12 protein-coding genes are annotated in these 17,783 nt (G+C 40.3%); 4 read left to right on the plus strand and 8 right to left on the minus strand.

Annotation, left to right across the window (positions count from 1 at the left end; genetic code table 11):
- Positions 1 to 169: 169 nt before the first annotated feature.
- Both KUL10_RS02010 and pgm read right to left on the minus strand, forming a co-directional pair.
- A complete protein-coding gene (locus KUL10_RS02010; RefSeq protein ID WP_110427225.1) occupies positions 170 to 2,692 on the minus strand; it encodes a glycogen/starch/alpha-glucan phosphorylase in 2,523 nt (840 codons plus the stop codon).
- A 195-nt stretch (positions 2,693 to 2,887) separates the two neighbouring features.
- On the minus strand, positions 2,888 to 4,531 hold the full coding sequence (pgm, locus tag KUL10_RS02015) for a phosphoglucomutase (alpha-D-glucose-1,6-bisphosphate-dependent) (RefSeq protein ID WP_110427226.1): 1,644 nt from the start codon (positions 4,529 to 4,531) through the stop codon (positions 2,888 to 2,890).
- 261 nt (positions 4,532 to 4,792) lie between these two features.
- On the opposite strand from pgm, the gene KUL10_RS02020 reads away from it, so the two are divergent.
- The 3 genes from KUL10_RS02020 to KUL10_RS02030 are packed head-to-tail and all read left to right on the plus strand — an operon-like array spanning position 4,793 to position 8,772.
- Positions 4,793 to 5,704, plus strand: coding sequence for a MoxR family ATPase (locus KUL10_RS02020; RefSeq protein ID WP_110427227.1), 912 nt, complete (start codon positions 4,793 to 4,795; stop codon positions 5,702 to 5,704).
- Positions 5,705 to 5,716: 12 nt separating this feature from the next.
- Complete coding sequence (locus KUL10_RS02025; RefSeq protein WP_110427228.1) at positions 5,717 to 6,772, plus strand: DUF58 domain-containing protein; 1,056 nt, start codon at positions 5,717 to 5,719, stop codon at positions 6,770 to 6,772.
- Complete coding sequence (locus KUL10_RS02030; protein ID WP_110427229.1) at positions 6,769 to 8,772, plus strand: DUF3488 and transglutaminase-like domain-containing protein; 2,004 nt, start codon at positions 6,769 to 6,771, stop codon at positions 8,770 to 8,772. The genes KUL10_RS02025 and KUL10_RS02030 overlap by 4 nt, the downstream gene beginning before the upstream one ends.
- Positions 8,773 to 8,947: 175 nt before the next feature.
- Here KUL10_RS02030 and fusA read toward each other — a convergent pair whose 3' ends face one another.
- From fusA to KUL10_RS02050, 4 genes are all read right to left on the minus strand, one after another.
- A complete protein-coding gene (fusA, locus tag KUL10_RS02035) occupies positions 8,948 to 11,035 on the minus strand; it encodes an elongation factor G (RefSeq protein WP_110427230.1) in 2,088 nt (695 codons plus the stop codon).
- Positions 11,036 to 11,245: 210 nt separating this feature from the next.
- Positions 11,246 to 12,346, minus strand: a complete 1,101-nt coding sequence (rlmM, locus tag KUL10_RS02040; protein ID WP_110427231.1) for a 23S rRNA (cytidine(2498)-2'-O)-methyltransferase RlmM — start codon at positions 12,344 to 12,346, stop codon at positions 11,246 to 11,248.
- Between the two features lie 12 nt (positions 12,347 to 12,358).
- Positions 12,359 to 12,748, minus strand: a complete 390-nt coding sequence (locus tag KUL10_RS02045; RefSeq protein ID WP_233499669.1) for a DUF423 domain-containing protein — start codon at positions 12,746 to 12,748, stop codon at positions 12,359 to 12,361.
- A 24-nt stretch (positions 12,749 to 12,772) separates the two neighbouring features.
- Positions 12,773 to 13,666, minus strand: coding sequence for a transcriptional regulator GcvA (locus KUL10_RS02050; protein ID WP_110427232.1), 894 nt, complete (start codon positions 13,664 to 13,666; stop codon positions 12,773 to 12,775).
- Between the two features lie 230 nt (positions 13,667 to 13,896).
- Between KUL10_RS02050 and KUL10_RS02055 the strand changes: the two genes are divergently transcribed.
- Entirely contained in the window at positions 13,897 to 14,172 is a 276-nt protein-coding gene (locus KUL10_RS02055) for a hypothetical protein (RefSeq protein ID WP_110427233.1), read from the plus strand.
- A 61-nt stretch (positions 14,173 to 14,233) separates the two neighbouring features.
- Here KUL10_RS02055 and KUL10_RS02060 read toward each other — a convergent pair whose 3' ends face one another.
- Together KUL10_RS02060 and KUL10_RS02065 are read right to left on the minus strand one after the other, a co-directional pair.
- Positions 14,234 to 14,656: a DUF4826 family protein gene (locus KUL10_RS02060; RefSeq protein WP_110427234.1), complete on the minus strand. Its 423-nt coding sequence runs from the start codon at positions 14,654 to 14,656 to the stop codon at positions 14,234 to 14,236.
- A 75-nt stretch (positions 14,657 to 14,731) separates the two neighbouring features.
- Positions 14,732 to 17,746: an FAD-binding and (Fe-S)-binding domain-containing protein gene (locus KUL10_RS02065; protein WP_110427588.1), complete on the minus strand. Its 3,015-nt coding sequence runs from the start codon at positions 17,744 to 17,746 to the stop codon at positions 14,732 to 14,734.
- Positions 17,747 to 17,783: the final 37 nt, after the last annotated feature.

Raw genomic sequence — 17,783 nt, forward strand, 5'->3', positions numbered from 1 at the left:
ATCCGGTAAATAGGTGGCGCAAACGAAAAGTGAAGTCACGATCCATGGCCCGATATATTGTTATCGTTTCAATCAGTGTTTTCTTAACGAAAAACGCCAGTTAAATCACTGGCGTCTTTATATTTACTACTTTTTATTTAAAACTTTAAACTAAAGTGTTATCAAAGTGTTATTTAACGGCGCAAGAATCCAGCTTCCAGATCTTGTCTACATAATCTTGAATAGAACGGTCAGAGGTAAATTTACCCATTTTCGCTGTATTTAAAATTGCCATTTGTGCCCACTTTGCTTTATCTCGATATGCTTTATCGAGCGCAATGTTTGCTTCGCTGTATGATTCAAAGTCGGCAAGGACTTTGTAAGGGTCGCCCCCATCTAATAAACTTTGCTTGATTGATGAAAGCGCTCCTGGCTGACCGGGTGTGAAGTAATCACTATCTAGCCAATCGAGCACTGCTTTAATTTCTCGATTCTGATAATAGTAATCGTATGGGTTATACCCGTTTTCGTTTAATTTGTAGACTTCATCAACAGTTAAACCAAAGATGAAGATATTGTCGTCACCTACTTCTTCAGCGATTTCAATGTTGGCGCCATCAAGCGTACCAATCGTAATTGCACCATTTAGCGCTAGCTTCATGTTGCCAGTGCCCGATGCTTCTTTGCCCGCAGTAGAGATTTGTTGGCTAACATCTGCCGCAGGAATCATTTTTTCAGCCGATGAAACGCGGTAGTTCGGTAAAAACACGACTTTTAGCTTTTGATTGGCTCGCGGATCGTTGTTAATTTTCTCGGCTACTTTATTGATTGCAAGAATAATATCTTTTGCAAGTTTGTATCCTGGAGCCGCCTTTGCACCAAAAATAAATACCCGTGGATGCATATCATAATCAGGGTTTTCCAATATACGACGGTACAACGCCATTATATGTATTAGGTTTAAGTGCTGACGTTTGTACTCATGTAAACGCTTAATTTGAATATCGAAAATTGCATTGGTATCAACAACAATGCCTGTTTGCGCTTTAATTTCTTCTGCTAATTTCTTTTTATTCGCGAGCTTCACTTTCATAAATTGATTTTGGAAGGTTTTATTTGTCGCAAACGCTGATAGACTTTGCAATTTGTCTAAGTCAGTTGGCCAATCATCACCTATTTTCTTGTTAATGAGCTCTGATAAGGCAGGGTTACAGGCTTTTAACCAACGTCTTGGCGTTATACCGTTTGTCACATTTGTTAATTTACCGGGCCAAAGTGCTTCAAATTCTGGAAACAAGTTTTTCTTAACCAGTTCAGAGTGAATCGCAGCTACACCATTAACAGCAAACGAACCAATCACTGACAAGTTGCCCATGCGAACCATTTTTTCACTGCTTTCTTCAATAATCGAAAGCTTGGCTTTCATTGCGTTATCACCCGGCCATTTTTCTTCGACTTCCGCCATAAACCTGTGATTGATTTCGTATATTATTTCTAAGTGGCGTGGAAGGATCTTTTCGATCATTCTAGCTGGCCATTTTTCTAATGCTTCAGGCAAAAGTGTATGGTTTGTATACGCAAATGTTTTAGTACATATTTCCCAAGCGCTCTCCCAGTCGAGTTGCGCTCTATCTACTAAAATCCTCATCAATTCTGGAATAGAAATGGCTGGGTGAGTATCATTTAACTGTATAACAACTTGCTCCGCAAAACGGCTCCAATCATCGCCGTGTGCACGCTTGTAGCGACGAATAATATCTTTTAATGAGCAAGCGCAGAAGAAATATTGCTGGATTAGGCGTAACTCTTTACCCGCTTCTGTTTCGTCATTTGGGTAAAGTACTTTGGATATTGTCTCTGATTGAATGTTTTCACGCTGCGCGTCCACATAACCGCCTGCGTTGAACACATCCCAGTTAAAATAATCAGAAGCTTCACTTTGCCACAAACGCAACACATTTACCGTCTTGCCGCCATACCCTACAACAGGAATATCCCAAGGAACTCCCTTTACAATATTGCCAGGGTGCCACTCTTTTTGAATGCTCCCATTTGCCCCATATTTTGTTTCTACATAACCGTACAAGGGCACTTCTTGAATCGATTCTGGTCGACAAATTTCCCAAGGGTTACCATAGTCACGCCAACTATCAGGTCTTTCTATCTGAGCACCATTTTTTATCTCTTGTCTGAACAAACCGTGTTCGTAGTGCAAGCCATAACCAATCGCAGGCAGTTCTTTTGTCGCCAAAGAGTCAATAAAGCATGCTGCCAATCGACCGAGGCCACCATTGCCCAGTGCCATATCAGGTTCTTCTTCCAAAACGTCTGTTAGTTCTACACCTAACTCTTTTAAGGCAGCACTTGCTTCGTCAAACAATTCAAAATTATGCATATTGTTTGATAACAAACGTCCCATCAAAAATTCAGCAGAAAAATAGTGAACCGCACGTGTATCGTTTACATAGTGTGTTTTTTGAGTGGTTCTCAACCTTTCCAGCACTAGCTCTTGAATTGCTGCACAGGTTGCTTTCCACCATGCATGATTATTTGCTTTGTTTTCATCTGTACCGAGCGTGCTATGAAGATGCTTGATGATTGATGCTTTGATTTCAGCTTTGGAGAGCGCCGGAACAGTGGTTTTTGTCGCTGCTTTTTTAGTTTTGGCAGCCTTGGTCGCTGTTTTTGGTTTAGCCGTTTTACTTGTAGTCATGTTTTGAGTCCATGTAGTTTTGCGTCTGGCGTAATTTTATTACACAACAGACTGCAAAACTACATATGAAAACGTATGCAAAGAAAGCAAATGTTAAATTAATGTTAATTTTTAAGAATAAAAACGAATAAGGCGAAAAAACACATGATTTATTCACATAAAATTTACATTAAATGCACTAATATTTTACATTTGCTATTTTTTCAACACGTTACTGACTAACTCTTCAGCTTCACTCACTAAATTCTGTAAATGAGTTTCACCTTTGAAGCTTTCTGCGTAGATTTTGTAAACGTTTTCTGTCCCAGATGGTCTCGCAGCAAACCAACCATTTTGAGTACTTACTTTTACTCCACCTATACTTGCATTGTTGCCCGATGCCTTGGTTTGGATAGATTCAATTGCTTCATCAGCTAGCGATGTTGCGCTAACCACACTGGCATCCATTGCAGATAACTTTTGTTTCTCATCTAAGGATGCAGCAACATCGATGCGTGTATAGAAAGGAGCACCGAATTGATCAGTTAATTCTTGATAATGTTGAGCAGGATTTTTGCCTGTCACAGCCGTCAATTCAGCAGCAAGCAGACACATAATGAAACCATCCTTATCAGTTGCCCAAGGGGTGCCATCGCGCCTTAAAAAAATTCCCCCTGCTGACTCTTCTCCTGCAAAACCTATTTCTCCGGAGTTTAGTCCATCTACAAACCACTTAAAACCAACTGGCATTTCTAATAAATCACGTCCAAGCTTTTTGGCAACCCTATCAATCATGCTACTTGATACTAGCGTTTTACCAATTTTAAGTGATTTGTCCCAGTGCGGCCTATTTTGATAGAGATAATTGATAGCAACAGCAAGGTAATGATTGGGATTCATCAAGCCACTGGTTGACGTTACAATTCCGTGACGATCAAAATCAGGGTCGTTCCCGAACGCAAGATCAAAGCTATCTTTCATTTCAATGAGCCCAGCCATTGCGGAGGCAGATGAACAGTCCATGCGAATTTTGCCATCTTTGTCACATCGCATAAATGCAAACCGTTGGTCTACTTCTTTATTCACCACGGTGATATTTAAATCGTAGTGTTTTGCTATTTTATCCCAGTAGTGCAAACCAGAGCCACCAAGAGGGTCCGTTCCCAGTTTTATTTTTGATTTTGAGATCGCTTGCATATCTATCACTTGATCCAAGTCTTCAATATACAACTGAGCAAAATCTGTTTCAGTCACTTTGCCCGCTGAGTACGCATCATCTATCGTAACGCGCTTAACTTCCACATATTCATCTGCAATAATCTTGTTTGCTCGCTCTTGGATCCAATTCGTAATCTCTGAGCCCGCAGGTCCTCCATGTGGGGGATTGTACTTAAATCCACCGTCTGTAGGGGGGTTGTGAGATGGCGTAATAACAATGCCATCACCAATATCATCGGGATTAGCCTTATTGTGAGATAAAATTCGGTGTGAAATCACGGGCGTTGGTGTGTATTCATTATTTTCTTGGATGACTACGTTTGCGCCATTTGCAGATAATACTTCAATCGCGGTAATTAATGCTGGCTCTGATAAAGCATGCGTATCTTTACCTATAAAGATAGGACCTTTTATATCGTGGTTGATTCTATATTCTGCTAAGGCCTGACAGATTGCTTCGATATGTCCATCATTAAAACTGACAGAAGAACTTGTTCCTCTATGCCCAGATGTTCCAAATGACACGGCTTGCTCTTTGATACCCGGTGTCGGGGACTTGCTGTAATAGTCTGCAACGAGTTTTGCAACATTTATCAATTGTTCAGGTAGTGCAGGCTTTCCTGCCATTGAGTGAAGTGCCATTGAATGCTTCCTTGGTGACTTTGGTTACTTTGTTTGTTTCATAGCATTTGCATAAATTGCTAAATGCCTATTTATCATACCCCAAGTCATCGTTAAATAATCAGTATTTGTTTTTCATACCATAGTATCGAATGATGTTGGGAATTATGCTTTGGTAAGCGTACAATTAAACGTCATGTTAAAGGAGTTACTCTCTTGTAATCCCAACTTACGAGGAGTAACGTGAACGATGGCTATACAATAATCAAGGTAAATGATTAGATGCGTGACGATATTTTGCAATGTATAAACGCAATAAAGACAAAGATTAAAGGAAAGCAAACTCAAATTGAGCTTTCAATGGTTTGCTTATTGGCTCGCGGTCATTTATTACTAGAAGATTTACCAGGCATGGGAAAGACGACGCTTTCTCAATGTTTTTCATCTGTCCTTGGCCTTGATTATTCAAGAATTCAATTTACTTCAGACTTACTCCCTGCTGATATGCTTGGCGTCAATATCTATGAAAGTGATTCACATAACTTTAGATTTCATCCTGGCCCTATTTTTAGTCAAATGGTACTTGCTGATGAAATTAACAGGGCGAGCCCTAAAACCCAAAGCGCATTGCTAGAGGCTATGGCAGAAAGTCAAGTAACCATCGATGGAAAGACTTACAACTTACCTAATCCCTTTTTTGTTATTGCGACTCAAAACCCACTCTTTCAATCAGGAACGAACCCCCTTCCCGAATCACAAATTGATAGATTTATGATGAAACTCAGCATCGGTTATCCAGACTTCGACGCCGAAAAGGAAATGTTAATGAATCAATCGGATGAGGAGTTTCCAGCACTTGTTATGCCGCCAGAGATACTATTGCACTTGCAACAGCAAACTCAAAATGTTGTTGTCTCTGAAAAAGTTGTCGAGTACATCTTAAAGCTAGTCAATGCGACCAGAAACGAGGCAGAGTTCCCACAAGCATTGTCCCCTAGGGCAAGCAAATCAATTTATGCCGCGTCTCAAGCATTTGCATTTGTGCAGGGGCGTGATTATGTGATTCCTGAAGATGTACAAGCAATTTTACCCTCAGTCGTCGAACACAGACTTCAAGGTATAGACAGTAACAAGCCATACAGTACCAAATTGAGTAAATTGCTACTCTCTAAAGTCGATCCTATTGCAGCCTAGACCAACGAGCTTATGTTAAGCAGTATTAGTGAATGGTTCAATACACATAGAAACAGGTGGTTAGATCGGCGGATACCTGCTTCTCACGAATATCGATTTGACTTGAATAACACCTTTATCTTGCCGACTAGTTTTGGTTGGGTGCTGATTTTCGTCGTTATATTTTTGTTTATTCTTGGCACAAATTATCAAAACAACTTGGTGTTGCTACTCAGTTTTTTTGCGCTTTCAGTTGTGTTACTTAGCCTTTTCCATAGTTTTTATTTCTTCACACGCATCACCATTAAATTTATAAAAAACGAAGAGTTGTTTGCTAATCAGCCCGCTTTCTTAAACATAAAAGTTATCAATGACAGTGACATCATTGAATCCCGACTATATTACCAGCATCAATACAGTCAACACCTAACCAACAGAGATCGTAGAGGCCGCTCGAAAAAAAGTATCGTTAGAATGCTTGCGCTGAAAAACAATGAGCAGGAACATCAGCTACTCTTAGGTGCATTACCACGAGGAAAGCACCTACTTCCCCGAATTACTTTTTTCTCCAGTTACCCTTTTGGCCTATTTAAAACATGGTCTCATTTGGCTGTGTCAGACAAGTTAATGATTTTCCCTGAACCCATACAAAATAAAACCTTGCATTTCACAGCAAGTTCTCAAAAAGATGAAAGCGGCGAGAATCGCCTATTAGAAAACTCTTCAAGCGAAGAGTTACAAGGCATAAGAGAATACAAAGACGAAGACCCCATTCATCACGTCTCTTGGAAGCATGTTGCAAAAGGCCAAGGCATGCTTAGTAAAGATTTTGCGGCTCATCAATCAAGTACTATCGTATTAAACCTTTCCGCATTTTCAGACTACTCACTAGAAGAATCACTAGGGATGCTTTGTTATTCAGTAATGCAGTTGAGTAAAAATCAGCAAAATTTTGGGTTAAACCTAGGAACTCAACAAATTTTACCCAGTTCTGGAGAATCACATAGAAAACAATGCCTAACTGCACTTGCTTTATTTTCTGATTTGCACTCAAAGGTAAACGATTCTCACATCGGAGAAGACCTTTGAGGTTTAACGTAAGGGTTGTTGACCGCCCCGCGCTATTGTTTCTCATCGCGTTTATAGTGGTGACACTTACCATACTAGAACCGCTTATGGCTTGGGTAATTGTCCTTATAGCCTGTATTTGCGGTATTTTGCTTTATAAAGTGTTTAGACCAAATAGCAAGCGCATTCAAAACCGAATGCTTAACCTATTTGCCGTTTTTTGTATTGCGGTACTGATTTTCTTTTCCACTGACTACGGTCTATTAAACACAATGATTAACCTGTTAATGGTCGCTTGTTGCTTAAAAATGATTAACTTACACCGCAAGGCAGATTATCAGGCCGTAAGCGTAACACTTATGTTTTTAGTCGCCTGTGGAATGATCTTCCATCAAGAAATAGCATTCACTATTCTTTACAGCACGATCATTTGTTTATTGTTTATCATTTTAAACAGTACTGAGTTTACAAACAGCACGCACAGCGTTAATAGCCGATTTAGTATTCCTATTTTATTACAAGCTGTGCCAATTGCTGTTTTACTATTTGTCGTCACACCAAAATTGCCACCGCTATGGCAAGTACCCGAAGGTAAAGGTACGGAAACCGGATTAGCGGAAGAGATAACACCAGGTGATATCGCTAACTTGGCGCAATCAGATGATTTAGTTTTTAGAGCCGAATTCAGTGACGCTATTCCTGACAATAGTGAGCGATATTGGCGAGCAATTGTGTTGGACTATTTTGACGGCAAAACATGGTCAATCCAAGCACGTGACCCTCAACATTACAATTGGAATGAAACGCGCCTTGGTTTACCTTCAAGTCAACGTTATTTCGAATATGTGATAATTGCTGAACCCAGCACCACACAATGGCTTTACTCAATCGATATCCCTAAATTAGTTAATTCGAGTAATACAGCAAACATAAAACTGAAATCTCAGTACCAGCTTAGTGCGAATACTCCTCTATACACGCAGACTCTATATAGCGTGCGTTCTTACCCTGATCTAGCATTGAATATGTTCAATGAAAGTGATCTGATGCACGCTTACCTTCAAGTCCCTACTAGCGGGAATGAAAAAACCCAAGAATGGGTAAAACGACAAATTAATAACGATTTATCGTTTGAACAAAAAATTGAAAAACTTCAACGTAAATTTTTGAGTGGTGACTTTGAATATACACTTAAACCACCTTTTATGCCGAATGACCCAGTGGACCGCTTTCTGTTTGATGAAAAAAAAGGGTTTTGTTCACATTATGCATCAGCATTTGCGTACATGCTTCGCTTAGCCAACATTCCCTCCAGACTTGTAACAGGCTACCAAGGTGGTGAAGAACAAATCAACAAGGTAATAAGTGTATACCAATACGATGCTCATGCTTGGGTTGAGGCACTTCATCCGCAAAAGGGTTGGTTGCGCTTTGACCCAACCGCATTAGTTGCTCCCAATAGAATCGCAGCAGGGTTAAGAGACTCGCTTCAAAATCAAGATGAGTTTATGGAACAAAACCCTTTCTCGTTAGCAAAATTGCATGACTTTCCCATTCTCGGAGAATTACGCCAAATACTAGAGAAGCTTGATTACAGTTGGAGCCAACAAGTACTTGGTTTTAATCAAGATACTCAGAAGTCGTTAATAAAAAATATTTTTGGCAGTATTAATACGCGCGTAATGAGCTTAGCCTTAGCCATCGCCTTTGTAAGTATAGGTGTATTTCTAGGGCTGGTGTTTGCAATTAAATCGTATAGACCAAGAGATGAATTTGCACAATTAAATCTTTTGTTTCAACGTAAAATAAGCAAATTTGGTTACGTTAAAGAAAAGCATGAAACAATGAAACAGTTAGTCACCAGAGTCACCGAAACAAACATGGGTCAAACGAATATTTCTGCTAGGCAACTTAAGTCTTTACTTGAATATCAAGAAAGATATGAAGCATTAATCTACGGTAAACAAGTAATAGAACAAGCAGACTTAAAACTGTTAAAAGGCTTATTAAAAAGATTATAACGTTGTTGCTACTTCCTTGGTTTAGCAAAAAAGTTTCGATGCTTTATGTAAGTATCACCTTCCAAGATTAGCTATGCACAAATGCAGTTCAATATCGTTACATTCTAGACAAGTCATCCAATTTTGAAAAAAAACCCGCCATCTGGCGGGTTTTTAATATCTTTAAAAAAGTCGATTACTTCGCGTCTTTACGCGCCTTAACTTCTTCAATTACGGCTTCAGCAACGTTTTGTGGACATGGGTTGTAGTGTGAGAACTCCATAGAGAACTGACCACGACCTGAAGTCATTGTACGTAGTGAACCGATGTAACCGAACATTTCTGAAAGTGGTACGTCAGCTTTGATGCGAACACCCGTTACGCCTGCTTCTTGATCTTTGATCATGCCACGGCGACGGTTAAGGTCACCAATTACATCACCAACGTGATCTTCAGGAGTGAAAACATCAACTTTCATGATTGGTTCAATAAGTTGAGGGCCCGCTTTTGGAATTGACTGGCGGAATGCGCCTTTAGCTGCAATTTCAAATGCTACCGCTGATGAGTCAACTGCGTGGAATCCACCGTCGTATAACTCAACTTCAACGTCAAGTACTGGGAAGCCAGCCATGACACCTTCACCCATCATGCCTTTAAAGCCTTTTTCAATTGCTGGGAAGAATTCTTTAGGAACGTTACCACCAACAACAGTAGACTTAAATGTGAAGCCTGAGTTTGGCTCACCAGGACGAATATGATAATCGATCTTACCGAACTGACCAGAACCACCAGATTGCTTCTTATGCGTGTAAGAATCTTCAACCGCTTTCGTGATTGTTTCACGGTATGCGACTTGAGGCTTACCTACTTCTAACTCAACCCCGTAAGTACGCTTAAGGATGTCAACTTTGATGTCTAAGTGAAGCTCACCCATACCTCTAAGGATGGTTTCGCCTGAATCTTCGTCAGTTTCAACTTGGAAAGAAGGATCTTCTGCAACCATTTTACCGATCGCTATACCCATCTTCTCAGTTGACCCTTTATCTTTAGGAGCAACCGCAATAGAGATTACTGGCTCAGGGAAGATCATTGGCTCAAGTGTACATTCATGCTTAGGATCACAAAGCGTGTGACCAGTTTGAACATTCTTCATGCCCACGATAGCAATGATATCACCTGCTTGTGCAGACGAAAGCTCTGTGCGGTCGTCGGCGTTCATCTCAACCATGCGGCCAACACGTTCAGTTTTGCCCGTTGCAGAGTTTAAGATTGTGTCACCTTTGTTCAATTTACCAGAGTAAATGCGAACAAACGTAAGTGCACCAAAACGGTCATCCATGATTTTAAATGCTAAAGCTCGGAAGGGCTCATCAGGACTAACAATCGCTTTATCGCCCGTTGCATCGCCTGTTTCAGGATCACATAAATCTTGTGGCTCTACTTCTGTAGGGCTAGGTAAGTAATCAACAACTGCATCTAGCACATTCTGCATGCCTTTGTTTTTAAAGGCTGAACCACAGAAAGTTGGGAAGAAGTCTAGATTACGAGTACCTTGACGGATACAACGCTTCAAGTCTTCGATAGAAGGCTCTTCGCCGTCCATATACGCCATCATAAGATCGTCGTCCTGCTCAACAGCAGTCTCAATTAGCATCTCGCGATATTCAGCCGCTTTTTCAACCATATCCGCTGGGATGTCTGTGATTTCGTAGTTTTCTGGAAGACCAGTTTCGTCCCAAATATAGGCTTTTTGCTCAAGCAAATCGACTACACCGGCAAAGTCATCTTCGACGCCGATTGGTAGAACCATAACTAGCGGATTAGCGCCAAGCACGTCTTTAACCTGCTTCACTACGCGGTAAAAATCAGCACCCATACGGTCTAGTTTGTTTACGAAAATGATACGTGCGACTTCTGATTCGTTAGCATAACGCCAGTTCGTTTCAGATTGAGGCTCAACACCACCTGATCCACAGAAAACACCCACCCCACCGTCAAGTACTTTCAATGAACGGTAAACTTCAACAGTGAAGTCAACGTGTCCTGGAGTATCAATAACGTTAAAACGATGATCTTTCCAAAAACATGTTACAGCTGCCGATTGAATAGTAATTCCGCGCTCAGCTTCTTGTTCCATGAAGTCAGTAGTAGACTCACCGTCGTGTACTTCACCAGTTTTATGAATTTTACCAGTGAGTTTCAAAATACGTTCTGTAGTGGTCGTTTTACCCGCGTCAACGTGAGCAAAAATACCTATGTTTCTGTAATGTGCTAAATCTGACATGCTTCCACTTATCTATAGGTTCTAAAAAATTCGATGCGGGATTATATAGATTAATTAGCGCAATTGCACCCCTAAAGTGGCGCTGATTGAAAAGATTATAAATTAGCTGTGAATAATACCTTGCAAACTCTGTTTTGAAACAAAACTTTCACATTTAACAAGCACCTATTACCCACAAAGAATCTGTAAAAGGTCACCTTTCTTGGTGTATTAAATCAAATGTCCGCCGGTCACTACCGCCACGGTAATTTCATCACGGTCATGATATAAATGCTTTGCGCGCATATGAAAGTCTATCTGTTTTTCGTTCAACTCTTTTATCATGGTATCGAGTTCATGCTTTACAACGGCATAACGCTTTTGCATAGGCAACTTAAGATTAAAAATACTACTTGTGGTTTTTCGCGTAACAAGCCAAGAAGTCATTAATGCCGCCACGCGATCTGGCTTTTCTATCATGTCGCAAACCAACCAGTCCACATGGCCTTCTTGAGGTTGATAGTTGAAACCGTCGTGTGCAAAATGTGTGACTAAACCAGTTTGCATCAGTGAGTCCGCAATTTCGCCGTTATCAACTGCTTCAACTTTTATGCCTCGTTTAACTAATTGATATGTCCAACCACCGGGGCATGCTCCAAGGTCAACTGCGGTCATTCCTTTAACCAAGATTTCTTTATGGCTGTTGCGTGGTAGTAACTTTAGGATAGCCTCTTCTAATTTTAGAGTTGAGCGACTTGGTGCTTCACTTGGGAATTTCAAACGAGTAATTCCCAAGTAATCGTTGCTTCTGTTTTTTGGAAATGAAAGACAGACTTCACAAGATTCGCTTGATTCAAAAAACAAATGCAGATAACTCAAACCATTGTTTGGCTTTACCGATAATCGCTTATGCTTGCGCAGTGCTTGCCTTAAGGGCACGCTAAACTTTTTACAAAATTTAGCCATATCTTTGCCATTTTCGGTTTCAGGATGCTCGCAAAATACATCACCAAAGGGCACATTAATGTTTAGGTCATTTAAAAATGTGAGTATATCGCCCACTCGATCCTTGTTTGATTCAAATGTTAAGTTACCGATACAAGCCAACTGCTGCCTTGCAAACATCAACTCATCAAACTTTACAGGAAATTTACCACGACCATCGCTCTCGAAAATAAAAGGAGAATATAGGTTAAAACTAACGAAGCCTTGCTTAGCTTTTAATTGGCTATATCCATACAAAGACACTTGCGCAAAATGAGAATCTAACTCCGCAGCCATGTCAGCTTCAAAACCAGCTCTGCAATAATAAATGAGTTTAGATATATTCACAGATAACTCTTTTCACGACTTAAGTACTCCAACAAAACAACTAATCCAAGCCATTATAAAAAACACGCCGCCCACAGGCGTCACTGCGCCTAAAAACTTAAAATCAAAAATGGCCAATAAATAAAGACTTCCGCTGAAAAAAATGATGCCTAGTGACATAAGATAAATTGAATATTCAAAATACTTTGATTCAGATTTCGCTGCCAACAAACCAATGATTACCAAACCAAGCCCATGATACATTTGGTATTTTACAGCTGTTTCAAAGATCGCTAAGTGATATTCATCCAATATTTGTTTTAATCCGTGTGCGCCAAATGCGCCTAACACAACCGCAAACAACGCAAAACTAACGCCCGCTAACAGAGCAAACTTAGCTCTTTTGTTCATTGTAAAATTCATTAATCGCTATCCTTAAACACCAGGCTATAACTCAGTCGTATCAATTTGTGAAAGCATCCAATCTCTAAACATTTGTATCTTGGGGTTATCTGATTGTGCTTGATGACAAACTAAGTAGTAGGCGTCCCTACTCTCTACTTTTTCTTCGAAAGGACATATTAGTCGCCCTGAATCTACATCAGCTTTTGCCAAAACAGTTGTCGACAAAGCAATTCCTTGCCCTAATGCAGCTGCTTGCAAGACTAACATAGTATGACTAAACATCGGTCCTTGATTCACATTTACATTCGGTACTTCAAAATGTTTTAACCATGATTTCCAGACTGCTCTATTGCCGTCGTGAAGCAGGACATGTTTTTTTAAATCACTTAGCGTATCCAGTGGTTTGTTTGAATTTAAAAGAAGTGGCGAACACATTGGCGTCAGATATTCTGCATGAAGTTTTACGGAGGAAAGGTTTGGCCAATGTCCCTTTCCATAATAAACTGCCACATCAACGGTCTCATCTAAAAATCCTTCATCTAAATCTACGGCCTTTATGCGCACGTCTATGCTTGGGTTTGCTTGAGTAAATTGGCTTATTTTTGGCACTAACCACTGAGCAGCATAACTGGGAGGCGTTGCCACAGTAATCGCCCCTTTTGCACCCATTGCCAAAACGCGATCTGTCGCATCTTGCATGTGCATAAATATTTCTCTCAATTCTGCAAAATATGCCTGACCTTCTTCTGTCAAAAGTAGCGAGCGATTTTTTCTCAAAAACAACTTTGTCGCTAAAAAGTTCTCTAATGTTTTAATTTGGTGACTAACTGCTGCCTGCGTAACGAACAATTCATCAGCCGCCCGAGTAAAACTGAGGTTACGAGCTGCGGATTCAAAGGCTTTTAGCGCATTTAAAGGAGGTAAACGTTTTGGCATATTAAGCAAACTCGACCGAAGTTAGATTTCTTTAGTTATTTTAGCATTACTTTTTCTAATGCAAAGCCTTATTTTATATCAGTGTAAAAAGCCTAATATTTAGCCTAGTATCAACGATAAGAAATACAACGATAAGTTATTGTTATAAAAGAGATTGTATCGTTAATAACTTGTAAATACTTATCAAAAAAAGCAACATATTTAACAAATGATTAATAAGGCAACTTACCATGAAAAACATAAAATTTATTAGTGCAACTTTATGCTTAGCGAGTTTTTTTAGCAGTGCTAGCATAGCAACTGAGCTAGATATTAAAAAGTCAGATATTAAACAAAATATTGAGCTATCTCTGGCTACTGACACATTGCTGTTGATAGACAACGAAGTAAAAGATCAGTTTAAGCAAATGCTTGCAAACGCAAATCTGAAGAGTCAAGCCGGTGTCTACCTTACATCGCTTACTAAAACTATCAATTCTGTAGAGCAAATAGAAGCCGAAGATTAAGCTCTATAAGAGCTAGTGTAATTGCCTTAACACTAGCTCTTAACGCTCAGCAAACAAACCTTTAGCTCTCTTCTTGCCATAGGTTTTCGTTGTTTGCAACTTCATACAAGCTCTCTGCGTCTTTTTCTAGGCGATTCGCAATCGCGACTTGTTCATTATTGTTTAATGCACTTTGCCTGAGGTTTTCAGCTTTTAGCTGCCAAGTTAATGAAAAATGTTTTATTGCGGCTCTTGCAGAGTTGGCTACGCTATCATGAATAAAGTCAGTAGACACTTCCCCACTTATCACCCAATAGAATTTTCCTTTCAAATCTTTTATCTTCCATACGGCTATAAACGGTGCGAGATATCTGCTTTCTTGGGTCACGACAGAATCAAAAAGGACGTCATTTTCCGCTAAGAATTTATTTGCTTTTTGAAACTGCTCTCTTACCCAATTTGCTAGTTGTTCCTGATTCATTTCTTGTTTATTTGGCGCTTCCATTTTCTGTCCTTTGTTTATAGCTATGTTGATTAACGTGTCACCCATAACTAATTTGTTATTGTTATTTTTTTGTATTTATAAAAGATCTTGTAGCACTTCAACTGGGTGTAGAGGGCGCTGACCTTCATAGCGTTTAACTTGGCTTCTGCATGAAAAACCTGTCGCCAAAATAACTGCTTGTTTGTCTGTTTGTGTTTTATCAATGCTTTCAATCATAGGCTTCCAGCTTAGGTTATAAATACCAAAAGAATTGTCTTGCTGTTCAAGCTCGTGCCCATAAGTACCCGCCATTCCACAACAACCCACTGCTTTAACCTTTAAATCGAGCCCAAATTGCTTATAAATGTTAACCCACTCTCGCTCGGTTTCAGGTATTGCTGTTTTCTCACTGCAATGAGCCAACAAGTTGAACTCCTTGCCGAATGCTTTATCTGGGGATGATTGAATATTAGTAAGATCTTGTTTACTTAACCATTCTTGAATTGTATCTACGCAAAAGTCCCCGCGCTTCTCATTAAGTATTTTGACATATTCATCTCTGTAACAGAGCACGAGTGAAGCATCACAGCCAACCATGTCTAAACCCAGTGCGGCGACTTTGTTAAGTAAGTCAGCAGCAGTAGCAGCGGTTTTTTCAAACTGTTCTAAAAAACCCTTTACATGTTGAGCCTTTCCATTCGGCACGAAAGGTAGGAGAACTGGTTGCTTGCCCATTTTCTTTAGCAGATTAACAAAGCTCTCTACTGTTTGTGCGTCGTAGAAACTCGTAAAAGGATCTTGAACGACTATCACGTGATTGTTCCTCTTCGATTCAGGCATATTGCTTAATGCTTGAAGGTCAAAGTCACTGCAAATAGATTCGACTCTTTCACTTAGATTAGGCACTGACAATAAAGGTGCATCGACGTAACCAACCCAATGCTTAACAGCACTTTTGATTAGGCTGTTATCCAAAAACAGGTTAAAAAAGCGTGGCGCTTTTGCCATTAAAGGGGCAAGCGATTCAATATTTGAAACAAAGTAGTCTTTAAGCGGCCTTGCATATCGCTGATAGTAAATGGATAAAAATTTAGACCTAAAATCTGGAACATCCACACCAACGGGGCATTGGCTGCTACACGATTTACAAGCTAAACAACCACTCATTGCTTCAAACACTTGATGTGAAAAATCTTGTTCAGTATCGACTGTGCGAGCGTTTTTACGTTTTGACCACCAAGAAGACTTGAATTGTTTGTACGACAAGTCATTCGTATTCACGCCCTGCTGAGATAGTAGCCTTAACCATTCTCTCACCAAACCGGCTCTTCCTTTAGGGCTGTGTCTTCTATCTTTCGTAATTTTACTTGAGGGGCACATCGGCGAGCTTGTGTCATAGTTAAAACACAGGCCATTTCCATTGCAGCTCATTGCGGGTTCAAATGCAGTCTTAAATGCAATCGGAATAGTACGATCAAAGGTAGCTCGTTTAGTATCTGATACTTTCACCAAACTCGCCTCAGATTCGTATGGCGTGCATATTTTGCCTGGATTCATTTGATTATGCGGGTCAAAGGCTTTTTTGATTTTTCTTAGTTCTGTGTAGAGTGCTTCTCCGAAAAACTCAGGCGCGTACTCACTGCGATATCCTTTACCGTGTTCTCCCCACATCAAACCGCCATACTTAGCAACTAAAGCAACGACTTGATCCGAAATCGTATTGACTAACTTTTCTTGTTCAATGTCACATAGATCAAGTGCAGGCCTTACGTGTAAAACGCCCGCGTCAACATGGCCAAACATGCCGTATTTTAAATTATGGCTGTCGAGTAAGTCTCTGAACTCCATAATAAAGTCAGCCAAGTTTTCAGGTGGTACAGCGGTATCTTCGGCAAAAGCGATTGGTTTTTTTGAGCCTTTTGTTTTGCCTAGTAAGCCAACTGACTTTTTGCGCATCGCATAGATTTTATTGATCTCTGAGCGCTCGTAGGTCACTTGAAAGCCAATAACACCATCTCTACCTTCTTGCGCTGCCGCATTTAAACGTTCAGATAAAGTTGCAATTTTTTCCTCAATTTCAGCTTGGTCATCACTGTTGTATTCGACCATATTTAACCCCAGCATTTCCTTGCCAGGAACGTCGGTGATCAAATCTGAGACGCTGTGCCATATGATGTCGCTTTTGGCTAAATTAAGTACCGTGCTATCAACTGTTTCAACCGAAGTCGCGTTCGCCGCAATCATGCTTGGCGCATGCCTTAATGCAGATTCAAATTTATCGTATTTAACATTAACCAACGCAGTATGCTTTGGTATTTTAGTGATATTGAGCTTTGCTTCAGCGATAAACGCTAAGGAACCTTCGGCACCAGTGATAAGACGCCCGATGTCTATTGTTTGATTCTTGTCATCGTAGGCATGTTCGAGGTCATAACCCGTTAAAAAGCGATTCAGGCGCGGGAATTTTTCTATAATTTGTTGGCGCTTGTTCACGCAGGTTTCAAGCACTTGCTTATAGAGAGTACCTATTAGCGTATTTTGTTTTGCTAGTGCTTGAGCCTCTTCAACAGGAATGGGATGACTATTGAGAACACTTCCGCCCGCAAGTACCGAAGAGAGTCCAAGGACATGATCACTGGTCTTACCGTATACAAGCGAGCCCTGACCAGATGCATCAGTGCTGATCATGCCGCCGACCGTCGCCCTGTTGCTTGTTGAAAGATCGGGCGAGAAAAAATACCCATGAGGCCTTAAAAAGTCATTGAGAGCGTCTTTAACCACACCGCTTTGTACACGTACCCACTTTTCGTCTAGATTAAGCTCTAGTATGCCACTCATATGCCTTGAAGTATCAACCACAATGCCCGGTGTAAGCGATTGTCCGTTTGTGCCTGTACCGCCACCTCTCGCGCTAAAGGTCACCTCTGAAAACTGACCTGCCAAGCTTGCGATTTTTATTAAATCGTCGGTATTTGCAGGAAGCAACACAGCTTGTGGCAATTGTTGATAAATCGAATTATCAGTAGCAACAGCAAGTCGACTGGCGTAACTATACTCAATGTCTCCTTCAAACCCTTTGTTTTGCAATTCATTTAAAAATTGCTGAGTCATGGTAGAAATTGTATTTTCAATTGGCAGTATGGGTAAC

Origin of the sequence: Glaciecola sp. KUL10, from assembly GCF_003203515.1 — a bacterium.
Lineage (GTDB): Bacteria > Pseudomonadota > Gammaproteobacteria > Enterobacterales > Alteromonadaceae > Glaciecola.

Coding starts and splice junctions, on each gene's coding strand:
- KUL10_RS02010 (WP_110427225.1), bottom strand. CDS start 2,692: ATGACTACAAGTAAAACGGCTAAACCAAAAACAGCGACCAAGGCTGCC.
- fusA (WP_110427230.1), bottom strand. CDS start 11,035: ATGTCAGATTTAGCACATTACAGAAACATAGGTATTTTTGCTCACGTT.
- KUL10_RS02020 (WP_110427227.1), top strand. CDS start 4,793: ATGCGTGACGATATTTTGCAATGTATAAACGCAATAAAGACAAAGATT.
- KUL10_RS02055 (WP_110427233.1), top strand. CDS start 13,897: ATGAAAAACATAAAATTTATTAGTGCAACTTTATGCTTAGCGAGTTTT.
- KUL10_RS02025 (WP_110427228.1), top strand. CDS start 5,717: ATGTTAAGCAGTATTAGTGAATGGTTCAATACACATAGAAACAGGTGG.
- KUL10_RS02045 (WP_233499669.1), bottom strand. CDS start 12,748: ATGAATTTTACAATGAACAAAAGAGCTAAGTTTGCTCTGTTAGCGGGC.
- KUL10_RS02065 (WP_110427588.1), bottom strand. CDS start 17,746: ATGACTCAGCAATTTTTAAATGAATTGCAAAACAAAGGGTTTGAAGGA.
- pgm (WP_110427226.1), bottom strand. CDS start 4,531: ATGGCACTTCACTCAATGGCAGGAAAGCCTGCACTACCTGAACAATTG.
- KUL10_RS02050 (WP_110427232.1), bottom strand. CDS start 13,666: ATGCCAAAACGTTTACCTCCTTTAAATGCGCTAAAAGCCTTTGAATCC.
- KUL10_RS02060 (WP_110427234.1), bottom strand. CDS start 14,656: ATGGAAGCGCCAAATAAACAAGAAATGAATCAGGAACAACTAGCAAAT.